Origin of the sequence: Sphingomonas trueperi (assembly GCF_040545965.1) — a bacterium.
Taxonomy (GTDB): Bacteria; Pseudomonadota; Alphaproteobacteria; order Sphingomonadales; family Sphingomonadaceae; genus Sphingomonas; species Sphingomonas trueperi_C.
On sequence record NZ_JBEPMV010000002.1, the window covers coordinates 776,053 to 799,911 of the forward strand.

Annotated in this window: 18 protein-coding genes and 1 pseudogene; 8 read left to right on the forward strand and 11 right to left on the reverse strand. The window is 66.1% G+C overall.

Annotation, left to right across the window (positions count from 1 at the left end):
• Positions 1-439: 439 nt before the first annotated feature.
• From ABIC35_RS07535 to ABIC35_RS07545, 3 genes are all read right to left on the reverse strand, one after another.
• Complete coding sequence (locus ABIC35_RS07535; protein WP_121078019.1) at positions 440-739, reverse strand: hypothetical protein; 300 nt, start codon at positions 737-739, stop codon at positions 440-442.
• Position 740: 1 nt separating this feature from the next.
• Positions 741-1,229: a hypothetical protein gene (locus ABIC35_RS07540; RefSeq protein ID WP_147425889.1), complete on the reverse strand. Its 489-nt coding sequence runs from the start codon at positions 1,227-1,229 to the stop codon at positions 741-743.
• 198 nt (positions 1,230-1,427) lie between these two features.
• Complete coding sequence (locus ABIC35_RS07545; protein ID WP_121078023.1) at positions 1,428-3,188, reverse strand: hypothetical protein; 1,761 nt, start codon at positions 3,186-3,188, stop codon at positions 1,428-1,430.
• A 120-nt stretch (positions 3,189-3,308) separates the two neighbouring features.
• Between ABIC35_RS07545 and ABIC35_RS07550 the strand changes: the two genes are divergently transcribed.
• Complete coding sequence (locus ABIC35_RS07550) at positions 3,309-3,539, forward strand: hypothetical protein (protein WP_147425890.1); 231 nt, start codon at positions 3,309-3,311, stop codon at positions 3,537-3,539.
• 3 nt (positions 3,540-3,542) lie between these two features.
• The gene (locus ABIC35_RS07555) at positions 3,543-4,997 is read left to right on the forward strand and encodes a MobA/MobL family protein (protein ID WP_121078027.1); all 1,455 of its coding nucleotides are present in this window, start codon (positions 3,543-3,545) and stop codon (positions 4,995-4,997) included.
• 29 nt (positions 4,998-5,026) lie between these two features.
• Here the strand turns inward: ABIC35_RS07555 and ABIC35_RS07560 are convergent, their stop codons facing one another.
• Positions 5,027-5,992 carry a ParB/RepB/Spo0J family partition protein gene (locus tag ABIC35_RS07560; protein WP_121078029.1) on the reverse strand — a complete coding sequence of 322 codons (966 nt, stop codon included), beginning with the start codon at positions 5,990-5,992 and terminating at the stop codon, positions 5,027-5,029.
• Positions 5,993-6,522: 530 nt separating this feature from the next.
• Here ABIC35_RS07560 and ABIC35_RS07565 point away from each other — a divergent pair.
• The 4 genes from ABIC35_RS07565 to ABIC35_RS07580 all read left to right on the forward strand — a co-directional run bounded on the left by ABIC35_RS07565 (position 6,523) and on the right by ABIC35_RS07580 (position 9,335).
• Positions 6,523-7,116: a hypothetical protein gene (locus tag ABIC35_RS07565; protein ID WP_183049419.1), complete on the forward strand. Its 594-nt coding sequence runs from the start codon at positions 6,523-6,525 to the stop codon at positions 7,114-7,116.
• A 41-nt stretch (positions 7,117-7,157) separates the two neighbouring features.
• Complete coding sequence (locus ABIC35_RS07570; RefSeq protein WP_121078033.1) at positions 7,158-7,832, forward strand: hypothetical protein; 675 nt, start codon at positions 7,158-7,160, stop codon at positions 7,830-7,832.
• A gap of 32 nt (positions 7,833-7,864) precedes the next feature.
• Positions 7,865-8,725, forward strand: a complete 861-nt coding sequence (locus ABIC35_RS07575) for a hypothetical protein (RefSeq protein WP_121078035.1) — start codon at positions 7,865-7,867, stop codon at positions 8,723-8,725.
• A gap of 181 nt (positions 8,726-8,906) precedes the next feature.
• A complete protein-coding gene (locus ABIC35_RS07580; protein WP_147425892.1) occupies positions 8,907-9,335 on the forward strand; it encodes a hypothetical protein in 429 nt (142 codons plus the stop codon).
• Between the two features lie 641 nt (positions 9,336-9,976).
• On the opposite strand, the gene treY is transcribed toward ABIC35_RS07580, so the two are convergent.
• Genes treY through glgB form a run of 5 tightly spaced genes read right to left on the reverse strand, consistent with a single transcriptional unit; the run spans position 9,977 to position 20,343 of the window.
• Positions 9,977-12,490 carry a malto-oligosyltrehalose synthase gene (treY, locus tag ABIC35_RS07585; RefSeq protein WP_121078039.1) on the reverse strand — a complete coding sequence of 838 codons (2,514 nt, stop codon included), beginning with the start codon at positions 12,488-12,490 and terminating at the stop codon, positions 9,977-9,979.
• Positions 12,487-14,382 (reverse strand): 4-alpha-glucanotransferase, encoded by a 1,896-nt coding sequence (gene malQ, locus ABIC35_RS07590; RefSeq protein ID WP_121078041.1) that lies wholly within the window; start codon positions 14,380-14,382, stop codon positions 12,487-12,489. The genes treY and malQ overlap by 4 nt, the downstream gene beginning before the upstream one ends.
• A complete protein-coding gene (gene treZ, locus ABIC35_RS07595; RefSeq protein WP_121078044.1) occupies positions 14,379-16,097 on the reverse strand; it encodes a malto-oligosyltrehalose trehalohydrolase in 1,719 nt (572 codons plus the stop codon). The genes malQ and treZ overlap by 4 nt, the downstream gene beginning before the upstream one ends.
• Entirely contained in the window at positions 16,094-18,196 is a 2,103-nt protein-coding gene (gene glgX, locus ABIC35_RS07600; RefSeq protein ID WP_121078046.1) for a glycogen debranching protein GlgX, read from the reverse strand. The genes treZ and glgX overlap by 4 nt, the downstream gene beginning before the upstream one ends.
• Positions 18,193-20,343 (reverse strand): 1,4-alpha-glucan branching protein GlgB, encoded by a 2,151-nt coding sequence (gene glgB / locus ABIC35_RS07605; protein ID WP_121078048.1) that lies wholly within the window; start codon positions 20,341-20,343, stop codon positions 18,193-18,195. Before glgB ends, glgX begins: the two co-directional genes overlap by 4 nt.
• Before the next feature lie 135 nt (positions 20,344-20,478).
• Between glgB and glgC the strand changes: the two genes are divergently transcribed.
• Together glgC and glgA are read left to right on the forward strand one after the other, a co-directional pair.
• Complete coding sequence (glgC, locus tag ABIC35_RS07610; protein WP_354278378.1) at positions 20,479-21,747, forward strand: glucose-1-phosphate adenylyltransferase; 1,269 nt, start codon at positions 20,479-20,481, stop codon at positions 21,745-21,747.
• Positions 21,747-23,204: a glycogen synthase GlgA gene (gene glgA / locus ABIC35_RS07615; protein ID WP_220667368.1), complete on the forward strand. Its 1,458-nt coding sequence runs from the start codon at positions 21,747-21,749 to the stop codon at positions 23,202-23,204. Before glgC ends, glgA begins: the two co-directional genes overlap by 1 nt.
• 7 nt (positions 23,205-23,211) lie before the next feature.
• Here glgA and ABIC35_RS07620 read toward each other — a convergent pair whose 3' ends face one another.
• Together ABIC35_RS07620 and ABIC35_RS07625 are read right to left on the reverse strand one after the other, a co-directional pair.
• On the reverse strand, positions 23,212-23,499 hold the full coding sequence (locus ABIC35_RS07620) for a DUF2934 domain-containing protein (RefSeq protein ID WP_121078052.1): 288 nt from the start codon (positions 23,497-23,499) through the stop codon (positions 23,212-23,214).
• A gap of 93 nt (positions 23,500-23,592) precedes the next feature.
• A pseudogene (locus ABIC35_RS07625) lies at positions 23,593-23,859 on the reverse strand (hypothetical protein); the annotation flags it as partial.

Consider the following 23,859-nt stretch of genomic DNA (forward strand, 5'->3'; position numbering starts at 1 on the left):
ACACGGTTTTGCAATTCGATTGCGAGCTCGCAAGGGCCTTCGCGGCCGTCGCAGCAACGCCGAAATCTCGCGCCGCGTTGTAGCGCTATGCGGCCGCTCGATCCTACGGCGATGTCACTGGCATCAGCGCCCAGCTGCCACGGGCCCGCTCCCGGGCCTGCCCAAGTATAGCTCTTTGTAATTCAACATGTGTCCTTTGCGATCAAGCATGATGCCCCCCCGGTAGCCGAATGCCATGGAAATTGAACCGCACCGGGTCTGCCGGACGCCCCTAACCTAAGGAGGAAGGGGCGACGATGCGGTGCGGTAGCCGAATGATCCCTCCGTCCTTGGCAACCAATAACATTGGCGCCACCTCGGCCGATCTCAAACGAACGGCAGTAATTCGCCTCGTTCCTTCGGAAATCTCACTGAATTATTTCGCAAATTCACATGATTTTCACTGATTTTCTTTTCGCCGCGCTTTTAGAGCAGAGGCAAGTTTTCGCCGAGCAGCTCTCCGCTCGTTGCCAACCTGTTCGTTCCACCAATCGATGTTTTCAAGAATGAGGTCGAAGTAATATTTGAGGACGCGATAGCGACTGGCGGCGCGGCTTCCTGCCTCGTCATCGTCGCCTTCCAGATCCGGGATAAGCGCCTGCAGTGCCTCCTCAAACTTGGTGATCTCGGCTTCCAGCGCTGCCGTGTCCTCGATCGGCTTTCCCTGGCCGTCGACGGTCGTGATGGTGAGCGTGGGCATGTCACTTCTCCCCGCGATAGGCGAGGTTGGCGCCATGGCGTTCTAGCCAGTCGGCCGCCGTACCGCGATCCAGCCCGGGCGGAATCGCGATATCGAGAAGGTCGGCCGTGATCTGCACCAGGGCCCGCTGTCGGGCGGTCATCGCCAGCTGTCTCCACCTGCCTTGCTGGACGGCATCGGGCTGCGCGTTCCAATCCGCCAGCGCGGCGTGGTAACGGCGCGAGCGCCGCTCCCACGACAATTGCCGTCCGAGGTCCTCTAGCATCCCCCTATGCTTGTCGACCACCGTCTTCAGCACGCCGCCAAGCACTTGCCCGTGGCCGAGATCCGCTACCAGCATCTGGACCCCCTGGGTGACCGGGAGTCCCCGCAGCTCCATCAGGGCATCGGCATCCTCGCCGCGGAAGCCGTACTCAGGCAGGTGAGCCCCGAGGCTGTAGATATGCCAGTTCCGATGCGGTTCGCGGCGTCCATCGCTATTCGTATCCATGGTCTGCTCCTCCTTGCGGGAAGAGCGGACATGATCATGGCCCATCGTCGACGTCTTGGGACACCAAATGATTCACGTTCACATCGAGGAGCGGGTCGTTGGGGATACCCCACAACGCTCCATCAGCAGCCCTTGCCCAGTGCACCAAGCAATGGTCCGGGCACGGAACCACCGTCCGTTACCAATCGGCGCAACTCATTAGCTATGTGCCAGCCCCGCGCCCGGCTCGTCTTCCTCCGTCGCGAACCGTACGGCATCGATGATTTTTTGGGAAATCGGCAGCAGAGGTGACGGCGGCGGGCGCTTAAGGAAGTTGCTCTTTACCTTCACCGATGCTTTAGCCTTCGCGGCAGCGTCGCGCAACATGCCGCAAAAGATCGGGTCGGAGGTGAAGGCAGCCGACGAGGTTGCCAAATGGGCCATCAGCCTCGCCGATTGATCATGACTGTCTACCTGTTCGTAGAGGCGAGGGAAGCACAGCTGCAGGTAGCGCAGCGCAATGGGTTTCATCCAGCCGGTGCTGGAACGCATGTTTTGCCGATCAATGGCGCCGACCGGTTTGAGCAGCTTTTTGAACCATGCTGCATCCCGCTCGGGATCGAGCCAGGCCACGGCCACGAAGCGGCCGCCAGACCCGGGCCTGGGGAATTTCCGCAGATATCGCTTAGCCTTTTTGACCGACGATTTATGCTTTCGTTCTTTGGGTGTTCCGTTGGCGCTGGCCGCAATCGCGAGCAGGCGCGCCGCAAGCGGCGCGGTTTCGCCGCGCATCTGCGCATTATGGAGTACCACTCCTAGTTCAAGCAGTGCGACATAGGGCAGATCACCGATCGACAGGCCATAATAGTGGTCGAGCGAATCCTTGTAGTATCCCTTACCTCTACCCGAGCCGCTTTTCTTGAACATCTTGGGCGCGAGGATCGACGCAATCAGTTCGCGAGCGCCGGCAAGTCGACCAGCCGACCTGATGTGGTTCCAATCCGTGGAGCCGCCGAAGATCGCGCAAAGGAAGCTATCTTCGTCGAGTTTCGACAAGTCCCGGTTGGGCACGAGGAATACACGCTTCCGGATCGACTCAACTCGCATCGGTTCGTGATCATAGGCGAATCCTGCTGCACGCTTTCCACCGATTGCGTCGGCAATCTTGTTACCGCGAGCGGCGACAGACGCGCTTTTGTCGCCCAGCTCGATCGCGGCATCGCGGAACGTCGATCCCATGCGCCCTGCCAGATCGCGCGTGAGCGCGAACAATCGCTGAATCTCGCCAGCCGTCATGGCCGCGAGAATTGGCGCCGTCTTCAACGCCGGCATGGCATCGGCAACGGCACAGCCCGGGGCTGGCGGATCGCCAAGCTCGGGACAATGCCGCAGCGCCAGCCGGTACTCCCGTGACATCAGCATCACGAACAACACCGGGTCCGTACCCCGCACGCCGATCAACCAGCGAGCAAACTCGTCGGTCGAGAAGGTGAACCGCTTTCGGAAGCTTTTCTGCAGCTCGTCCCGATCATAATCCCGCTGCTGCCCGCCCTCCGCAGGCATCAGTCCCATGCTGCGCTCCAACCATGCCGCCAGCATGGAAAAGTTGTGCGGCAACGCCTCGATCCGCTGCCCGTCTACCAAGCCGTCTGAAGCGCCAAGGCGAGCGAACTGCAGCACGGGCGACCAATGCAGGAGCGGATGGTGCACTCCTCCCGGTACGGGACGTCCTCGCGTCTCGCCCGGCGGCAGTTCCACCTCCGGGATCAGCGCCCGGACAAGCTCGGTTGCGCTCGGAAAGGACGGCCCTAGCTCAGGCAGGTTCGTCGGCAGCGACCGCCCCGGGTTGTCCTGCGCGGCAATCAGGGCGGACGCCCATTTCAAGATGTCACCGCGCCCCCGCATGCGCTGCGCCAGCCCGTCGCGATGCGCAAGCGCTCGAATATGTCCGCGGATGTCCGTGTGCTGCGTCGGGGGCATGGCGCTACCGATAGCCGGGGACTCTGAAGCATCGGTTATCCGCGGCGGATTTGCTGTCCCAAGACGGCGCCAGGAGAAGGGGTAGGATTGGGGGCTGTAGTCGAAAGAAATGTTTGAGCGATGCCCAAATCCAAAAACGGCCCCCCTCCCCCTCCTGTCCCCACCCTTGTGAATTCACAAGACGAGCGCGCGGCGCGCGCGAAGCTTGCGGCAGGATTTTCCTTCGTCAGCGACAAGGGGCTGAAGGTCAGCCTCAGCGTCGGGCGGGCGGAGATGCTGGCCATGAAACGCGCAGATCGGCTGATCACGCTGTTGAACAAGCATCGCGAGATCCGCGCGCGCGCCGCGTAGGCGATGCGCGATACTGCCGCCAGAATCCACTATCTGCGCGAGCAACGCGCTGCCGATCGTGCGATCGAGCGGTTCTGGAGGCGGTTTTTCGCGAAGCCGCAGGGCATCAAGCGACGGGCGCCGCAGCCTTCACGCAAGCGGCAGACCGGCACGATGCCCGCGGGTTCGACCAAGTTGCCCGCTTATCAAGGCGCTGTGATAGACCGGCTGGGGCGCCAGGGTGTGTTCGTCGCGGTCCGCTATTACGGGTCGAAGCGGGCCAGGATCGGCGTTGCACGGCGGTTGGTGCTCTATATTACCCGGCCAGACGCGCTCGAGTGCGACGACGACGGCAATCCCACGATCCTGACCAATGTCGGCGAAGATGTCGCCGAACAGGCGACCGCGTTCGATCTGATCGAGACGCTCGCGCGGTCGAGCCGGGGCAATGCCAAGGTCGTCTTCTCGATGGTCGTCAATCTGCCCCATGACGTCAGTCCGCAGGCCAGGCGCCAGATCCTCGAAGGCTTCTGCGCTGAGGCCTTCGGTCTTCACAACCTACCCTATGTCGCAACGATCCACACGCCGCCACCGGAGGGCGACGCGCGAAACTTCCATGCGCACATCGCTTTCGCCTTGCGGCCGATGCACCGGCTCGGCTCCCACGAATGGGATGTTGCGCCGCGCCTGGCGACCGAATTCGACGGCGAAGCGCGCTTCACCTACCTCCGGGCGCTCTTCGCCCAGACCATGACGGAGGTGACGCAGGCACATGGCAAGAACCGGGTGTACACCCATCTTTCAAACGCGGCGCGGGGCTTGCGAGCCTTGCCCCTGTTACCGCTTGGACCAGCGCTGACCCAGGCGGCGCGCGATGGCGACATCGTCGGCGCAAATGAGCGGAATCGACAGCGGATCGCCGACAACGAAGCCCTGCTGGCCAAGGACCGCGCCCGCTGGCGCGCCGAACGCAAGGTAGAGCGAGACGCCATCGATGCACGCTATCGGCCAATCTCGCTGCCCCCCTCACGAGCCGCTCTGCCGCCCTCGCCTCCACTCGAGGCGAAACCGGTCATCGTGCCTGCCGCCATGAAAGGCCTGCCGAACGCGTTGCCCGAATTCGCCCCGGTTCGCACATCGCGTATGCCAGGATTGCCGCTGGCGGCGCGGACGCAAGCGGCGCCCAACATCCAGCGTCGTCCTCCGTTGCCGGCCTTGGGTGAACCCTACCGCATCGCGATCGACCCGGCGCCTCTGCCGGTTATGAAGGCTATGCCGTCGCCCTCTCGGCGATCGAATCCGCCACTGCCGATTCTATCGATGGACGTCCCGATCCGCAGCGGGTGGAGCCAACGGATGGCTGATATCCTGCTTCTGGTCGAACAGGCGCTTGCCCGTCGGGCCGAGCGCCAGGCGCGCAAACAACGCGAAGCGGCGAGACGTCAACGCCCCGCCGCCCAGGATATTTCTGATGGTTGACGGATACGAACAGTTTTGGCCACGGGTCGCTATGAGGCGCCTCGCATCGCATCTGCGAGCGCTTCTGTGACCCGCGTGACGATCAGCGCGGGGTCCGTGCCAACCTTCTGCCATTGGGGCGACAGGCAAAGCGCGATGCCGCCACGAGGGTCGCGCTTGAGGCTGCCGAACGTGGCGCCATCGGCATTACGCAATTCGCGCGAGGCGGCAGCACGCTCGCCGGTCCGCAGATAGCGGGCGGCGGCAGGTCCGGCGAGTGTGACATTTTCCGCCGCCAGCCGTTCGGCGCGTTCCTTCATGACCTGCCGCGTCGCGTCATCAGCCAGGCCGGGGCCGATCAGCGCGGCAAAATTCTCGGACAGCGTTTCGGGATCGGTTACGATGTCCGTCACCCACGCCGGCAGCGATGCCAGAACGCAGAGATGGGAAACCTTGGCCTGGTCCATCGCCAGAGCACGCGCCAGCGTTGCCTGATTTTCATCGACATTCTCGAGCGCCCACCGAACGGAACGAGCCATTTCCATCGCCGTCGGTGCGGCTCGCCCTGCGTTACACGCTGTCGCGTAGGCGACCGCCTCAATATCATTGAAGCTAGCGATGCGCACCGGCATCGGGATATCGATGCCCTGCGAACGCAGATGAGCAACGATTGCACGACGTCGATTGCCGGATACTATGACACGCTTATCTGGCCGTCGCAGGACGACGATGGGATCAATGATGCCGTGGGCCTTGATGTCCGCGGTGAGGTCCGCATCTCGGCGTTCGTCGTACCGGTACCCTGCCCGCGGCGCCCCGTCGAACGGCATGCAAAGCGCCGGATCGAGAAAGTGGACAGGCCCAAGTATATTGTAAGCCTCGGGCTGATCGAGATCGACGAGCGGGGTAACGGCACCCGGTGCCGAGCTGTCCGCAGCGACCGTCGTGTCACCGACATCGTTCAAATCAAGGTTGGCGGTTGCGGGCGGCGAAACGGTCTGATGGTTGTCGTCCATGATATTTCTCCAGGCCGCGCGATGCGGCAAGGAGAGCGATCGACCAGATCGCTCCCCGCGTCTTGGGACAGCAAATCAAGCTTTCTGAATCCAGCAGCAGGACGTTGCGACCTCACAAGAAATGGTCGCAATGCGCTGCGACAATGCGGCCCTCGGGCGGTTGCCTCGAAAGCCGCGGCCGCTTCCCTGAATTCTGCGTCGAGCCAATTGAACCAGAGGGTCGAGCCGGAAGGTCTACCCATGCTGCACGCATGGAAAATAGGCATCGATGATGCCGTTATCTACCAGCAGGTAAGACGTAGGTTCTGAAGGGAAGGAAAAGAAAGTCGGCATCCGCCGGCTGAGCCACCCATCGGAACTTTCGTCGTCGACCGTGACTACCGGTCATTCTCACCACCACTTGCGCGTCCCGAGCCCATCCGCCTGCGCGGCATGGGGTTGGCACGTCGCGTGCCTGGAGCACACCGTAAATGCTTCCCAAACCTATTATCACCACGCTCAGCTTGGCTCGGCTCGATGGCGGGCGTCGCTTGGGACTCGACAGGCAAATCCCCATCGGGGCTGCCGTCCTGACCGCTCGTCTAAAAGGGCCGACGGTCCAATTCACACTCGACAGTCATGTGCTCCGTCCGTCCGATACGGGCAACGCATTGCTGGCCTGGCTCGATCGAAACCTGACAACGGAGGGCGCGACGATTGCCGGCTACCGCCTCTCGGAGGTGACCGATCTGCTCGATGGCCTGGCCGAAACCACATGGTCGGATGCGCTTCGCGCACTGAAGGGACGCGGCAAGCAGCAGGTGATCGATCTGTCCGCCACCGTCGATGACCGCCCGCTGCGCTTCGAGCAGGCCTGTGCCTTGTCGCAGATCCTGTGCGCGCAGACCGATCCCAGCCGCCGGTTCGCCGACTGGGTCCGCGCCGAAACAGGGCAAATCGAGCTGGACGTCGAAGTCGACGTGCTGGCCGCGTTCCGCCTGGTCCTGCGTCGCATCGCTGCGACGAGCCCGGTCGCCCGCAACGTCGCCGGCGCCATCAGCACACAATTCGTCGCCTGGCTTGATCAGGCCGGCCACGTCGCAACCCGCCTCCACATCACCGATCTGCGCTCGCTCGCCGACTGATCAAATCATTTCCATCGCAGCGACTTACAAAGGAAATCACCATGTCCCTTATCGACTTTTCCATCGAGGAGCGGGGCTGGTCGCCTGTTTCGATCAGTATTGCCGTTCGCTCGATTGGCGCTTGCTATGGCGCCCGCTACCGACCGGATACCCGGCTTATCACCGGCATCGGACTATTCGTCGTCACCCCTGATCCAGAGCATGGCTGCGCGTTCACTGCCGATGCTTGTTGCCTGACGGAAGGCGACGACGTTGCCTCGCTACTCGACTTCCTGGAACTGCACCTTCCTGACCAGGGCGCCGTGATCAGCTGGCATAACTGGGGCTCGGTTCCCTGGAGGCTGCGCGCGGTTGCGGACCCGGCGCGGCATCCGCACATCAGCGCGGCAGCGCTCGATACGGCGGGTCGTTGGCGCGACATGCCTCGGGGTCATACCTGGCACCGGCGGCAGGCGCGTGCTGCGGCACTGCCCTGTCTGTGTGGTCCTGCCGTCCGCATCCACGAATGTGCCGCACGGGTACCTGCAGTGCTGCTGCCAGATCCCGTGACATCCGCGATTGAGCTCGCCGACGAAGCCATCGCCGGCTGGCAGATCTGGTCGCGCCACTTCGGTGATTTCGACGACACGACTCACCCGGCGCAAGCCGCTCTGCGGGCCCTCGACAATGGCGTGCTGCGCAGCGCCCAACAAGCTGATCCCCCTCCCCATCCCTGACATGCCGGACCGCCGCGTCCGCTGGAGATCTCATGCACATTGAACCAAATCGGCTGTTCAAGGCCGAAACGCCGAACGTATTCGTCATTCTCGACGCCGAAACCGAATATGCCCTCGACGTCCATGACCGGTACCTGGCCGCCGAACACGTGAACCCCGAAGACATTCCGCCGCGTACGGCGAGCGATCCCAGGCAGGCCCTGCGCCTGACGCCGCGTTGGGCGGCCCAGCGGATCAATACGCTCAGCTGGCTGGTGATGATCGATGGCCCTGACGGGCTTCGTCCGGTGCGGATGGAGACCCGCGGGGCCCCGGAACATGACGAGGCGGAAATCGTCGCCAGCTTTTTCAACGATATGGCGAGCTATCAGGCGCTCACCATAGTGACCTATAACGGCTTCCGCAGCGACGTACCGCGCATCTTGCTGGCGGCGGCAGCCGCCGGTCTCCGGCTCCCCGCAAGCCTTGCGAAACTCCATGCGCCATGGCCGCGCGGACGCGAGGGACATCTCGACCTGATGAGCGAAATATGTGGCGGCGCGGACCGCGTCCATCTCGCCGAACTGGCGGCGAAGCTCGATATTCCGGCCAAGCTGACCTGTCATCCGGAACGCATCCACGAGCTCATGGAACGTGGTAAATGGTCCACGGTCAAGGCCGTCGCCGAGGGCGATGTTCTGACCACCGCGCTCCTCCTGATGCGATGGCGGCATCTGGTCGGCGGCAGCACTTCCGCTCTCGAGTCCACGCTCCGCATGACGCGCTTCGTCGCCGAGCACCTCTCCCACCGCCCGTACGCGTCAGACTGGATCCAGCATGGCGATCGCATCCTGCGTGACGTCATGACGTCGCAAACCCTTGAGCGCGCACCCGCGCGCCTGGAAGAGAAATAGAACAAAAGGTGAATATGCGCCCTTTGAAGGGCGGAAAAAGAGAAGGTCAGCGCAGGCATCCGCCTGCGCGCCAATCACCAAGGAACTGAAATGAAAAACTACTCCGACGAGCAGAAGGCCGCAAACATCATGGTCGCGGTTGCCTACCTGCTGACGGGAAAACCCGGCCAGTTCGAGCACGTTGATCGCAACATCGCGATCACTGTCGGGCAGCAACTTGACTGCTTCAAATCTGACGCACTTCGCTCGTGCCTCGAAGCGCAACATCCTCAACTTCACCTTCGTGGAGGAGAACCCCTATGTCCCCATCATCTCGCTGGTGCATGTCGACGATGACGGCCAGGCTATGGCCTTCGAGAATTGCATGCTGTGGCTGCCGCAGAGCGGCGGCCGCTGCTGGCTCGTCCCGGACAACAACCAATGGGGTGCGTTCCGCATCGACGACCAGTTCAAGCTGCGACATAATCCTCGCCTCCCTGCGCGGAGCGAAAAAGCTGCGTTCGCGGGCAAAGTGCGCGCGTACGAGCGCTTGGCGCAGATCACCATCGATCAACTGATCGATGGATGCGATGTACCGGCGCCGCAGCGCCTCGAAGAACGCGCGATCTAGGCTCGCAGGCCGGCGCCACCCCGTGGCGCCGGTTAGCACCGCCTGGCTGCCGTCCCAGCAGATCGGAGGGAGCTCTCGACGTACGACGCGAGGTTCGAAGAGGCAGAGAGAAAGGAAAAAAAGAAGTATTTCTCCTTCTGACATCAAACCCTTAATTGAAAGTGAACGCGCAGCACCTGATTTAGAATTTTTCCAAATCGCGCCTTTCGGGCCACATGGAGAAAGCTCTCGCATCAACCAAAATTATATCCAAATTCTTCTTATTTTCCTTTCTCTCGCTCTTCACACAACCATGCATGCAGCATGGAAAAGACGGATGATGGTTAATGAAATTCTCTATCTCAATCGCGACCGACGATCACGGCGAATGAAACCCCAGATCCGATTCGCCACCCGCCCTTGCCGCTGATTGGCAGATGTCGACCAGATTGCGACGTTCGTTTTGGCGACGCGAACGTCGCAAGTTGCCAAGAGCAGTCATTCGCGCGCTGCGCGTCGACGCCCGAGATACCCGAGCCAAGCGGGCAAGGTCTCAGATGCCGATGCTCGTCATGCCGCGCGCCGTCGCACGATCCACGCCGGCCGAACAAGCACTATTCGGCGCCGGCCCGGTTCTTCCGGAGAGGCAGGGCGCTTTCCGCTCAGCCCTGGCGCAGGAGGAACGGCCGCTCGGCGAACGCGTCGTGGGCCGGGATGCGCGCGCCATCGGGCGCGAGGATCGCGGTGTCGCCCCACCAATCGGGATCGATCCGCAGATCGGCGTCCACGGCGGTGGCGCAGTGCAGCGGCACTGCGACGAGCAGCGTGCGTCCTTCGTGGCGACGGGCAAAGGCGAAGAGATGGCCGGCGCGCGCACCCGCGGTCTCCAGAAGCGCGAAGTCGCCCGCCGCGAACAGCGCCGGATCGGCGCGGCGCAGATGCAGCGCCTCGGCAATCGCCGCCTGTTTCAGGCGACCGTCGGGCCAGCCGGGCGTGCCCTCGCCCAGCCTCGCCATCGGCATGCGGGCGGCATAGTCGACCGGGCGGCGATTGTCGGGATCGACCAGGCTCCAGTCCCACAGGTCGCAACCCTGATAGAGATCGGGCACGCCCGGCAGCGTGCTGCGCAGCACCGCCTGGGCAACCGCGTTGACCGCGCCCCCGGGTGCGATGCGCCGGACGAAGGCAGCGAGATCCTGCGCGGCGTCGCTGCCGGGGGCCAGCAGCGCACGGATGAATTCGGCGCCGGCCGCTTCATAGGCCTCGTCCGGCTGGGCCCAGAAGGAACGCAGCTTGGCCTCGCGCATGGCCTTGCGGCTCCAGTCGATCACGCGCACGGCGAAGGCTTGCAAGCCTGCCGGTTCGTTCGCGTCCAGGTCCAGCGGCCAGGCGCCGACCACCGTCTGCAGGATGGCGTAGCGATCGCCCGGCAGCAACGTCTCGCCGGGCGGCATGTCCATCCAGCGCTCGCTGGCGGCGATCCACGCCTCGGGCAGTTCGCTCAGCACCGCCAGCCGGGCCCGCACATCCTCCCCGCGCTTATGGTCGTGCGTCGCGGTGGTGAGCATCGCATGAAGATGATCGCCAGACCGTATCGCCACCCGCGCGGCGAAGTCGGCGGGACTGAGGCTGAAGGTATCGGCGGAGAAGCCCACATCGGTGCGTGAGAGCAGCCGGGCATAGCGGTAAAACGCGGTGTCCTCGACCGCCTTGGCCGACAGCGGCGCGCTCAATTGCTCGAAACGCTGCACGGCTTCGCGACGCAGCGAATGATAGGGCGAGCGACGCCCCTCGATCCAGTCGCACAGCAGATCGAGCACGAACGCCTCGCCGGGGGCGGCACTGGCCTGGGCCACCGCACGCGCCGCGCGCAGCGCCGGACTGTCCGCCAGCGCGGCGCTGCCATAGCTGCGATAGACCCGCATCGCCCGCAACAGCGTGCCGATGCCCCGGCGCAGCATGCCGGCGGTGACGTCGCAATGATCGCCCTCCAGCGTGGCCAGCCGCTCGAACGCGCCCGCCGCCGCTTCCAGCTGGCCGGGGAACGCCCAATCCAGGATCTGGTCGCGGGCGAGCGTCTCCTCCGCCTCGAACTCGCCGGGGCGGCCGCTCAGCGCCTGCCAGTGAGCGGTGAGCGGCGCAGCACCCGCGGGGGCGTGCTGCAGCGCGGACACCTGGTCCATGAAGTCATAGCCGCTGGTGCCGTCGGTGGCCCAATCGACGGGCAGCCGCTCGCCCGCGCCCAGGATCTTCTCGACGATCAACCAGGGCGGACCGGGGTTCGCGTCGGCCGGGCGGTGGCGCCCCGCCTCCTCCAGCGCAGCGCGAAGCCGGCGGCCATAGCCGGGCGGATCGGCCAGGCCATCGACATGGTCGACCCGGACCCCGTCGATCAGCCCCTCGGCATAGAGGCGCAGCGGCAGCGCATGCACCGCGTCGAACACTTCCGGATCCTCGACGCGAAGCCCGGCCAGCTCGGTGATGTCGAAGAACCGGCGCCAGTTGATCCTGTCCGCCGCGGTGCGCCACCAGGCGAGGCGATAATGCTGGCGGGCGTGGAGCTTGGCGAGCTGGGTATAGCCCTCCGGCGTGGCGGCATCGAACTGCCGGGCGAGCGTATGGTCGTCCAGTTCGGCGAGCGCCTCGCGATCCTCCGGCCGGATCGGGAAACGGTGCGTGTCGTGCGCGACCAGCGCCATGCCCTCGGCATCGCGGACCAGCCGGATCGCCCCGCTGCGCAGCGCCTCGTCCAGCGGCACGCCCAGAAACGGCGCCAGCAGCTTTCCCCGCAAGGCGACATCGGCGGAGGTCCAGTCGATGTCGAAATAGCGGGCAAAGGGGCTGGCGGCGCCACGTTCCAGCACGCTCAGCCACCAGCGATTGTCGGCGCCGCCCACGGCCAGGTGATTGGGCACGATATCGACGACGATGCCGATCCCGTGCGCCTTCAGCGTGGCGGCGAGGCGGCGAAAGCCCTCCTCCCCACCCAGTTCCGGATTGATCCGGGCGGGATCGATGCCGTCATAGCCATGGGTCGACCCGGCCCGCGCGGCGGCGATCGGCGAGGCATAGACATGGCTGATGCCCAGATCGCGCAGATAGGGGGCCAGCGGCTCGGCCGCGGCGAAGGGAAAGTCCTTGTGGAACTGGAGGCGATAAGTGGCGCGCGGGATCATCGTCGGTCCTTCACGGCTTGGATGCGGGCGCGCACCGCCGGGGCGGCGAACAGGGTGGCAGCGTCGGCAGGCAGGCGGCGACGCCAATTGGGATGCTCGTCGATCGTGCCGGGCAGGTTCGGCGCCTCGTCGGTCGCGAACAGATCTTCGGCTGGGACGATCAGCAATTCGCAGGGCGCGCTGGCGGTATAGGCGATGGCGGCATCGACCGGGTCGTCCTCCGTGATGCCGGCCGCCTCGACCGCCTCGCGGAAGCGCGCGCGGTCCTCCTCGCGCTCGACGCGTTCCTGGCTGCGATCCTCGTCCGGCGCCAGGCGCTCGCGCCAGTCGATGTCCCGCCCCTTCCACCAGCCGGCGATCGGCGGCAGATCATGGGTGCTGGTCATCGCCACCGCGTGCGCGGGCCACCTGGCGGGCGGGATGAAGCCATCTTCGTCGCGCTCGAACGGCAGCACGCGCATGCCGTACAGGCCATGCGCCGTCAGCGCTTCGCGCAGGCCAGGGGGCACCACGCCAAGATCTTCGCCGATCACGATTGCCTGGGCGCGGTGCGATTCCAGCGCGATCAGCCGCAGCAGATCGACCTCCGGCATGGTCAGATAGGCACCGTCCAGCGGCGAGGCGCCGTTCGGCACCACCCAGAGCCGGCGCAGGCCCAGCGCGTGATCGATCCGCACCCCGCCCGCGTGCCGCATCGCGCTGCGCAGCAGCGACAGGAACGGCGCATAGCCCTGCTCGCGCAATGCGAAGGGCGAGAAGCTGGTGATGCCCCAATTCTGCCCGGCGGCCTGGAACGCATCGGGCGGCGCGCCGATGCCGATGCCCAGCATCAGTTCATCGCCGCGACTCCAGGCATGGCTGCCGCCGACGTCCAGCCCCACCGCGATGTCGGCGATCAGGCCCAGCGCCATGCCGCGGGCGGCATCGGCCGCGCGGGCCAGCGAGGCATCGGCGAGCCATTGCAGGAACAGGTGGAAGCGCACTTCCCCGGCATAGGCGTCGGCAAAGGCGGCCACTTCCGGGCTGCGCGGATTGCGATAAGGCTCGGGCCAGCCCTGCCAGCCATGCGCGCCGGTCGTGCGGAGGAAATGGCCGTGCAGCGCCTCGAACCGGGCATGGTCGATCAACCGGCCATCCGCGGCGGCGACATAGTCGGCAAACGCGTGGGCAGCCTCTTCCGGCAGCGCCGCATAGGCGTCGCGCAACCGGGCTAGTTTCGCCGGGGCCGCCACCGGCCAGTCGATCAGCGCGGGCCCGTCCGCTTCCGTGGCGTCGAAACCCAGCAGCGCCGGATCGGCATAGAGCGGGTTCAGATATTCGCGGCTCGACGGCGAATAGGGGCTGTAGCGCTGGGGATCGGCGGTGAAGAGCGCATGTACCGGGCTCATCGCCACGGCGTCCAGCCCGGCCGCGCCGGCTACCCCCACGAACCGGCCGAGCGCGCCGAAATCGCCGAACGCGTCGCCCTCGCGCAGGCTGTAGAGCTGCACCGCCGTGCCCCAGGGGCGTCGATCGAGCCCCAGATCCGCGACGCGCCAGCCCTGCGGCGGCGCGACGGCGAGATCGATCATCCCGGCATCGGTCTCCAGCCGGTGATAGCCGATCGGCAGCGGGCCGGCCGCGGCATCGCGCGCGCTGCCATCCTCCAGATGCACCCGGCCCCTTGCGGCGAGCACCGTATCGCCGTCCAGGATGCGCAGCGGCGACCGGCGTGCCTGCAGCCAGGCCATGCTCTCGGCACATTGCGCGGGCGTTCCGCACGCCAGTCCCAGCCCGTCGAGGATCAGGCGGAGCGATTCCGGCGACACGGTGCGCGCCTGGCCGGCAGCATCCTCCCACTCGATCAGCAGCTCGGCCGCCTTGGCCAGGCGCATGACATCGGCATCGCTCATGCGACCGTTTCCAGCCAGGCGACGAAGCTGGCCGGCGCCAGCATGCCGCCCGAAGGGCCCTGGCCGAGGACGACCAGCGGAGCGGCCTCCGGCGCGGCAAGCGCCACATCCGCGTCGCCCAGATTGATCGCGAGCGTCAGCCGCTGCGCGCCCAACTGCCACGCAGCGCGCACCGCCTTGGGCCCGATCGTATCCGCGCCCAGCGCGCGGGCGGCGCGGAGGTCCGGGACGATATGCGTCCGGCGCAGCGCTAGCAGGTCCCGGTAGAGCGTCCGCCATGCCTCCGCATCCGGCCCCGGCTCGGGGCGGGAGGCGAGGAACGTCTCGCGCGCATTGGGATCGGGGATGCGCGCCCGTGCCTCGGGATCGGCGAAGGCCGGAAATTTGGCGAATTCCCGACGGCGCCCCTCGCACACCGCATCGGCCAGTTCGTCATGAAAGTCGGTGAAGAACAGGAAGGGCGACTGCGATCCGCTCTCGTCGCCCATGAAGAGAAGCGGAATCTGCGGGCACAGCAGCAACAGGCCCGTGGCGGCGCGCAGGCGATCGGGCGCCACCAGCACGGTCAGTCGCTCGCCCAGCGCGCGGTTGCCGACCTGGTCATGGTTCTGAAGGAAGCTCACGAACCGTGTTGGCGGCAGGTGGCCGCTGGCGCTTCCCCGCGGCGCGCCGTCATGGTTGGGCGAGGGATCGCCCTGGTAGATGAACCCCTCTGCCAGGCACCGCGCCAGCTTGGCGGCCGGTTCCGTGGCGAAATCCTGGTAATAGGCCTGATCCTCGTCGGTCAGGAGGACGTGCAGCACATTGTGGAAGTCGTCGTTCCACTGCGCATCGAAGCCGCGTTCCAGCCGGGCGGCGTCGTTCGACTCGTTCTCCAGCACCAGATGGATGTGGCGATCGGGAAACGCGCCGCGCACTTCCGCCGCCAGCCGATCGAGAAAGCCATTGTCGCCGATCGCATGGACCGCATCGAAGCGCAGGCCGTCGAAGCGATATTCGCTCAGCCAATGCAGCGCATTGTCGAGGAAGAAGCGGGCCACCGGTTCCTTGCCGAAATCGATCGCGCCGCCCCAGGGCGTGTGCACATCGGCCTGGAAGAAGCCGGGCGCGTAGCTGCCGAGATAATTCCCGTCCGGCCCGAAATGATTATAGACCACGTCGAGGAACACGCTGATCCCCAGCGCATGCGCCCGGTCGATCAGGGCACGCAGTTCCTCCGGCGATCCCAGATCCTCGTGCAACGCATAGGGCAGCACGCCGTCATAGCCCCAGTTGCGGCTGCCCGAGACACCGGCGATAGGCATCAGCTCGATCGCGGTGATGCCGAGTTCCGCGAGCGACGGCAGCGTCTCCGCGACGCCGGCAAAGCCGCCCAGCACGCCGGCATGGACCTCCTGCAGCACCGTCTCTTCCCAGGGGCGGCCGCGCCAGCCATCCTCGGCGGCATCCATCGTGTCGGGCACCACGCTCCAGCCATGCACGCCACTGGCCTGCAGCCGCGCGGCAGGATCGGGCACCGCCGTGCCGTCCGGCAGGCGGAAGCGATAGCGGGCGCCCGCCCCGGCCTCCGCCTCCGTCTCGAACCAGCCGTCCGCGGCGGGTATCATCGGCACTGGCGGTGCCCCCTCCAGCTCCAGCGTCAGCGCATCGAGCGCCGGCGCCCAGAGCGCGAAGCGCGTGCGTCCGGGCGCGACCGGCTGGGGCCCCCATCTCATTCGATCGGGCCCTTGGCGAGCAGCAGCACGGCGCTGCGGTCCTGCACCTCGATCGAGCGTTCCTCCAGGTCACGCTCGCCGATGCCGGTGTCGGCACTGTCGACCAGCAACCGGCGATAGCCGTGCGGCCCCGGCAGTTCGAAGGTGAGCGGCGATTGCGAGCCGTTCATCAACAGCGTGATAGCCTCGAACTCGTTCTCGCTGGTCAGCCGGGTGCGCCGCATGATCAGCGCCTTGCCCTCGGGATTCTGCCAGTCCTCGGGCGAGAGCGGCTGGCCGCGCTCGTCGAACCATTCGATGTTGCGCAGGCCCGGCGCGATCTCCTCGCCATAGAGGAACGCGCCGGAGCGCACGAGCGGATAGTGTTTGCGGATCAGGATCAGCCGGCGGACGAAATGCGTCAGGCTCTCGCCCGCAGGCGATTCCGCTGCCTTCCAGTCTAGCCAGCTGATCTCGTTGTCCTGCGCATAGGCATTGTTGTTGCCCTGCTGGGTGCGGCCGAACTCGTCGCCTGCCATCAGCATCGGCGTGCCGAGCGAGGCGAGCACGGTGATCAGCATCGACCGGCGCACCTTCTCGCGGATCGCGTTGATCCCGGCATCGTCGGTCGGGCCCTCGGCGCCCCAGTTGCAGGAATAATTCTCGCTATGGCCGTCGCGATTGTCCTCGCCATTGGCCTCGTTGTGGCGCTGTTCGTACTGGGTGATGTCGGCCAGCGTCTGGCCGTCATGGCTGGCGATATAGTTGACGCTGGCCCAGGGACGGCGGGCGCGGCGATCGAACAGGTCGCCCGATCCGGCGATGCGCGCGGCGAATTCTGGGCGGATGCCGGCATCGCCCCGCCAGAAGCGGCGGGCGCTGTCGCGGAACTTGTCGTTCCATTCGGCGAAGCCCGGCGGGTGGTTGCCCAGCTGGTATCCGCCCGGGCCGATGTCCCATGGCTCGGAGATCAGCTTCAGCCGGCCGAGCACCGGATCCTGGCGTAGAGCGTGGAAAAAGGCGGCGCCGGGATCGAACCCGCCATCGCCCACCCGGCCCAGCGTCGCGCCCAGATCGAAGCGGAAGCCGTCCACATGATAGCTCTCTGCCCAATAGCGCAGCGAATCCATCACCATCTGCAGCACGCGCGCCTTGCTGACGTTCAGCGTGTTGCCGGTGCCGGTGTCGTTCACGCAGTAGCGCGGATTGTCGCGCTGCAGCCGGTAATAGGTCGCATTGTCCAGGCCGCGGAACGACAGGGTCTGGCCCAGTTCGCTGCCCTCGGCCGTGTGATTGTAGACCACGTCCAGGATCACTTCGATCCCGGCTGCGTGCAGCCGGCGCACCGCCAGTCGCAAATCGTCCGCCGTGCCGCCGCCGAGATAGCGGGCCTCGGGCGCGAAGAAGGTGAGGCTGTTATAGCCCCAATAGTTCACCAGCCCCTTTTCCTGCAGGAACCGGTCCTGCACGAAGCCGTGGATCGGCAGCAGCTCCACCGCGGTGATGCCGAGCCGCTGGAGATGTGCGATCACCCGCGGATGGCTGAGAGCGCGATAGGTGCCGCGCTCGCCGACGGGCACGTCCTCCATCAGCTGGGTCAGGCCCTTGATGTGCGCCTCGTACAGGATGGTTTCCGACCAGGGTACGTTCGGCCGGCGATCGTCGCCCCAGTCGAACGCGTCCGTGACGACCACGCTCTTGGGCATCGAGGGGGCACTGTCGCGGCGATCGAAGCTCAAGTCGGCGCGCGGCGAATTGACGCGATAGCCATGGAGCGAATCGTTCCAGCGGATCTGCCCGGCCAGCTGGCGGGCATAGGGATCGATCAGCAGCTTGTTCGGATTGAAACGATGCCCCTCTTCCGGGGCATAGCGGCCATGCGCGCGAAAGCCATAGAGCTGGCCCGGCCGCGCATCGGGCAGATAGCCGTGCCACACTTCGTCCGTGCATTCCGGCAGCGGCAGCCGGGCGATCTCGCGCCGGCCGCTATCGTCGAACAGGCACAGCTCGATCCGCTCGGCATTGGCCGAGAAGACCGCAAAGTTGACGCCCAGGCCGTCGAACGTGGCGCCGAGCGGATAGGGTGCGCCGCTCAGCAGCCGGTCGGGAAGAGAACTCACGCGGCGGGTCCTTCATGTCGGAGGAGGATCGCACCCAGGGGCGGCAGGACGAGCTCGAGCGAGTCCGTCCGGCCATGCGAGGCGATCGCGGCGGTGTGAACGACATCGGGGCCGGCGATGTTCCCGCCGGCATAGCGTTCTGCATCGCTGTTCAGCACCGTGCGCCACGCACCGGCGAGCGGGACGCCGACCCGGTAGCCGTGGCGCGGCACCGGTGTGAGGTTGACGGCGAACACCAGCGGCGCGGCGCCGTAGCGCGAGAGCCGGGCAAAGGCGTAGACGCTGTTGTCCGCATCGTCGCCGACCAGCCATTCGAACCCGGCGGGATCGGCATCGCCGTGGTGGAGCGCGCCTTCACGGGCATAGAGCGCGTTCAGGTCGCGGACCAGCCCCTGCACCCCGGCGTGATCGGGCTGTTGCAGCGCCGCCCAGTCCAGCTCGGCATCATGGTTCCATTCCTGCCACTGGGCGATCTCACCGCCCATGAAGAGCAGCTTCTTGCCCGGATGCGCCCACATGAAGGCGAGATAGGCGCGCAGATTTGCGAATTTCTGCCAGCGATCGCCCGGCATCTTGGCGATCAGCGACTGTTTGCCATGCACCACCTCGTCATGGCTGAGCGGCAGGATGAAGCGCTCGCTGAACGCATAGACTAGGCCGAACGTCATCTCGCCGTGATGCCAGCGGCGATGGACCGGATCCTGCTCCATGTAGCGGAGCGTGTCGTTCATCCAGCCCATGTTCCACTTATAGTTGAACCCCAGCCCGCCATCTTCCGGCCGGTCGGTCACGCCGGGAAAGGCGGTCGATTCCTCGGCGATGGTGATCGCGCCGGGGCAGCGCTCCGCCACCACGCTGTTCAGGCGTCGCAGGAACGCGATCGATTCCAGATTCTCGCGCCCGCCATGCTGGTTGGGGATCCACTCGCCGGCCTTGCGGCTATAGTCGCGGTACAGCATCGAGGCGACGGCATCGACGCGCAGCCCGTCGACATGGAAGGTCTCCAGCCACCATAGTGCGGAGGCGATCAGCGTGCCGGCCACTTCGGTGCGGCCGAGATTGTAGATCGCGGTGTTCCAGTCCGGGTGGAAGCCTTCGCGTGGATCGGCATGCTCGTAGAGCGCGGTGCCGTCGAACTGCGCCAGGCCATGCGCGTCGGTCGGAAAATGGGCCGGCACCCAGTCAAGGATCACGCCGATCCCGCCCTGATGGCAGCGATCGACGAACCGGGCGAACCCCTCTGGCGTGCCGAACCGCGCCGACGGCGCGAATTGCGACAGCGGCTGATAGCCCCAGGAGCCGCCGAACGGATGCTCCATGATCGGCATCAGCTCGACATGGCTGAAGCCTATGTCCTGCAGATAGGGGATCAGCGCGTCGGCCAGTTCGTCCCAGTCGTGATGCGCGTCGTCATGCCATGGACGGCGCCAGGAGGCAGCGTGCAGTTCGTAGATGCTGACCGGCGCGCCGGGATGGTGCCGGTCGGCGCGCGTCTCCATCCATGCCTGGTCCTGCCAGGCGAACGCGGGCGCCGCGGCGACGATCGAGGCAGTCGCGGGCGGCAGCTCGGTCGCGCGGGCCAGCGGATCTGCCTTTTCGCGCGCCACTCCATCCGCGCCGGTGACGACGAACTTGTAGCATGCTCCGACACCGACGCCCGGCACGAACAATTCCCAGATGCCGCTGTCGTGGCGCGCGCGCATCGGCAGGCGCCGCGCGTCCCACCCGGTGAAATCGCCGGTGACGCATACCGATCGCGCATTGGGCGCCCAGACCGCGAAGGCCGTGCCTTCCACGCCGTCGATCGTGCGCGGGTTCGCGCCCAGCCGGGTGGCAAGCTCCCAATGCCGCCCTTCGCCAAACAGATAGAGGTCCAGGTCCCCCAGCACTGGGTCGAAGCGATAGGGATCGTCCAGCAGCTGGGTGCCGCCGGGCCAGTCCACCTTCAGGCGATAGGCGCCGTGGGGCGCACTGCCCTCGAACAGGCCGTCGCCCTGCGGTGCCAGGGGTTGCTCCGCGCCGTCTGCCGCGATCCAGGCCACGCCGCGCGCGCTAGGCTGCCAGACCCGCAGGACATCGCCCTGCGGCCCCAGATAGGCGAACGGATCGTGCAGCCATTGCTCGGCCGGCCGGACGGTATGCTGCACCTGCGCTGCCCCTTTTCATCATGCTCCCGCGCGCTCCGAACGATATTGGACATGAAAAGTGCCAAGTGACGAAAGAAGTTGGGAACTCCTTGGTCCCTTAGCCGCTTCACCGGGATCAGTGGGGATCTTCCGGGAATGGCACCTAGTTCGACGTTACGCGGCCTTGTTACGCGCACGGCAATGGCGATCGTCCTGGCCGGCGGCCGCGGCAGCCGGCTGATGGAGATGACCGATAGTCGCGCCAAGCCCGCCGTCTATTTCGGCGGCAAGACCCGCATTATCGACTTCGCCCTGTCGAACGCGCTGAACTCCGGCATCCCGCGTATCGGCGTGGCGACCCAGTACAAGGCGCACAGCCTGATCCGCCATCTGCAGCATGGCTGGAGCTTCTTCCGGCCCGAGCGGAACGAAAGCTTCGACATCCTGCCCGCCAGCCAGCGCGTGTCGGAAGAGAACTGGTATCTCGGCACCGCCGACGCCGTGTACCAGAACATGGACATCATCCGCAGCTACGCGCCCAAATACCTGGTCGTGCTGGCCGGCGACCATGTCTACAAGCAGGATTATGGCGTGATGCTGGAGGAGCATTGCGAAAGCGGCGCCACCGTCACCGTCGGCTGTGTCGAGGTGCCGCGGCACGAGGCCAGCGGCTTCGGCGTGATGCATGTCGACGAGAAGGATCGCATCCTGCAGTTCCTCGAAAAGCCGGCCGATCCCCCCGCCATGCCCGGCCATCCCGATCTGGCACTCGCCAGTATGGGCATCTATGTGTTCGACACCGAATTCCTATTCGACATTCTGCACAGCGACGCCTCCGATCCGGATTCGGCGCATGATTTCGGGCACAACATCATCCCCAAGCTGGTGAAGGACGGCGGCGCGCGCGCGCATCATTTCAGCAGGTCGGCGCTGCGTTCCGGCCCGCATGCCGAGCCCTATTGGCGCGACGTCGGTACGCTCGACGCCTATTTCGCCGCCAATATCGACCTGACTACGGCGGATCCCGACCTGGACCTATACGATCGCGAATGGCCCATCTGGACCTATTCGGAGATGACGGCGCCGTGCAAGTTCGTTCATGACGACGATGGCCGCCGCGGCGAGGCGATCTCCTCGCTGGTCTCGGGCGACTGCATCGTCTCGGGTGCGACCATCCGCAACTCGCTGCTGTTCACCGGCGTGCGCGCCAACAGCTATGGCCAGATCGAGAATGCGGTGATCCTGCCGCGCGTCAACATCGGCCGGTCCACGCGGCTGAAGAACGTCATCATCGAACGCGGCGTGAAGATCCCGGACGGTCTGGTGGTGGGCGAGGATCCGGAGGCCGATGCGCGCCGCTTCCGCCGCACCGAAAAGGGCATCTGCCTGATCACGTCCAAGATGATCGCGGACCTGGAACGCTGATGCCGATCCGGCTGCTGTCGGTCGCGTCCGAAGTTTTCCCGCTCGTCAAGACCGGCGGCCTGGCCGATGTGGTCGGCGCGCTCCCGGCCGCGCTCGCCGCCGAGGGGATCGAGACGCTGACGCTGGTGCCCGGCTATCCGGCGGTCCGCGCGGCGCTGCAGGGCGGCGCGGTGGTGCACGAATATGGCGCGCTGTTCGGCCAGCCTGCCCGGCTGGTCCGCGGGCAGGCGGCGGGGCTCGACCTGCTGATGCTCGACGCGCCGGGGTTCTTCGATCGGCCGGGCAACCCCTATCTCGGCCCCGACGGGCTGGATTGGCCGGACAATGCGCTCCGCTTCGCCGCGCTCGCTCGCGCCGGTGCCGATTGCGCGGCCGGCCATATCCCGGGCGTCCGGCCCGACATCGTCCAGGCGCATGACTGGCAGGCCGCGCTAATCCCGGTCTACCAGTATTTCGATGTATCGGGCGCGCGGGTGCCGGTGGCGCTGACCATCCACAATCTTGCGTTCCAGGGCATCTTCCCCGCCCATCTGCTCGGCACGATCGGCTTGCCGGCGGAAGCGTTCGCAGTGGACGGCGTCGAATATTACGGCCAGCTCGGCTATCTGAAGGGCGGCATCTATTTCGCCGATCAGGTCACTACCGTCTCGCCCACCTATGCCGACGAGATCCGCACGCCGGCGCACGGCATGGGGCTGGACGGCCTGCTCGACAGCCGGGCCCACGCGCTGGCCGGCATCCTCAACGGCATCGACGTCGAGGTGTGGAACCCGACCACCGACGACGCGCTCGCCGCGCGGTTCGATGCCGCCCATGTCGCCGCCCGCGCCGAGAACAAACGCGCGGTACAGCAGCGCTTCGGCCTGGCGCCGGACCCGGACGCGCTGCTGATCGGCGTGGTGAGCCGGCTGACGGCGCAGAAGGGCCTGGACCTGCTGCTCGCCGCGCTTGCCGACTTTCCGCGCCTCAATGCCCAGCTCGCGCTGCTCGGGAGCGGCGACAAGCCGCTGGAGCAGGGCTTTGACAGTGCCGCCGGAGATTCCGACCGGATCGGCTGTATCCTCGGCTATGACGAGGCGCTGGCCCATCTGGTGCAGGGCGGCGCGGACGCGATCCTCGTCCCCTCCCGGTTCGAGCCATGCGGCCTCACCCAGCTTTGCGCGCTGCGGTATGGCGCAGTGCCGCTGGTCGCGCGGGTGGGCGGACTGAGCGACACGGTGATCGACGCGAGCCCGATGGCGCTCCATCAGGGCTTTGCCACCGGCGTGCAATTCCCCCCGGATTCGCTACCTTCCCTGCGCAGCGGCCTGGCACGGGCCGCCGCACTCTATCGCGATGGCGACGCCTGGAGCCGGCTTCAGGCCAATGGCATGGCGAGCGACGTGTCGTGGCGCGGCCCGGCCCGCCAATATGCCACGCTGTTCCGCCGCCTGATCGGGGACTGCGGAAGCCGCTGATCCGGTATCAGGCCCCGGGATCGGCCTTTTTGGTGGTGCGACGCTTGGGCGCGGGCTTGTCGGTCGCGGGTGTCTCGGCGGCAGTGCGCTTGCGGCGCTTGGGGGCTGCCTCGGTCGCGGCGCCGTCCTCGGCGACGGGTGTCTGGGCCACCGCGTTCTGAGCCGAGCCATGTTCCTCGTCGATCTCGCGATTGGCCTGGTGCCAATGTTCGTCGTGGCGCCCTTGCGGCTCGCCTTCCCGCTGCCAGATGGCGTGCGCCCGCTCCCGTACCTTGTGCTCGCGATCGTCGCTCATCCGGCGGCTCCCTGTTGCCTGTCCGACCCTAAACTCGCGGGCGGCCATAGCGCTGCACGACAGGCGGATTTTCCCCGCCCTGCGAAGCGCTTGTCACAGTGCTACACCCGTGCGGCCGGCAAGATCCACGACATATTGCCACGCCACCCGGCTGGAGCGGCTGCCGCGTCGCGTCGCGTCGTCCAGCCCACCGCCTCCTGCCTCATCGGGCGCCAGCCGTTTGCGTCCGCTTTCAGGAAGCTCGACTGGCTCATTTAATGTCCGGCTTTGGGCGCGCTGCTGCCTGGTGCCCTGCCCTTCCGTCTGCGGCCGTTCGCACCAGAAGGCGACAGTCGGCGCCCGCATGGCTGCTCTTGCCGC

Coding starts and splice junctions, on each gene's coding strand:
- ABIC35_RS07535 (WP_121078019.1), bottom strand. CDS start 739: ATGCCCACGCTCACCATCACGACCGTCGACGGCCAGGGAAAGCCGATC.
- ABIC35_RS07540 (WP_147425889.1), bottom strand. CDS start 1,229: ATGGATACGAATAGCGATGGACGCCGCGAACCGCATCGGAACTGGCAT.
- ABIC35_RS07545 (WP_121078023.1), bottom strand. CDS start 3,188: ATGCCCCCGACGCAGCACACGGACATCCGCGGACATATTCGAGCGCTT.
- ABIC35_RS07550 (WP_147425890.1), top strand. CDS start 3,309: ATGCCCAAATCCAAAAACGGCCCCCCTCCCCCTCCTGTCCCCACCCTT.
- ABIC35_RS07555 (WP_121078027.1), top strand. CDS start 3,543: ATGCGCGATACTGCCGCCAGAATCCACTATCTGCGCGAGCAACGCGCT.
- ABIC35_RS07560 (WP_121078029.1), bottom strand. CDS start 5,992: ATGGACGACAACCATCAGACCGTTTCGCCGCCCGCAACCGCCAACCTT.
- ABIC35_RS07570 (WP_121078033.1), top strand. CDS start 7,158: ATGTCCCTTATCGACTTTTCCATCGAGGAGCGGGGCTGGTCGCCTGTT.
- ABIC35_RS07575 (WP_121078035.1), top strand. CDS start 7,865: ATGCACATTGAACCAAATCGGCTGTTCAAGGCCGAAACGCCGAACGTA.
- treY (WP_121078039.1), bottom strand. CDS start 12,490: ATGATCCCGCGCGCCACTTATCGCCTCCAGTTCCACAAGGACTTTCCC.
- malQ (WP_121078041.1), bottom strand. CDS start 14,382: ATGAGCGATGCCGATGTCATGCGCCTGGCCAAGGCGGCCGAGCTGCTG.
- treZ (WP_121078044.1), bottom strand. CDS start 16,097: ATGAGATGGGGGCCCCAGCCGGTCGCGCCCGGACGCACGCGCTTCGCG.
- glgC (WP_354278378.1), top strand. CDS start 20,479: ATGGCACCTAGTTCGACGTTACGCGGCCTTGTTACGCGCACGGCAATG.
- glgA (WP_220667368.1), top strand. CDS start 21,747: ATGCCGATCCGGCTGCTGTCGGTCGCGTCCGAAGTTTTCCCGCTCGTC.
- ABIC35_RS07620 (WP_121078052.1), bottom strand. CDS start 23,499: ATGAGCGACGATCGCGAGCACAAGGTACGGGAGCGGGCGCACGCCATC.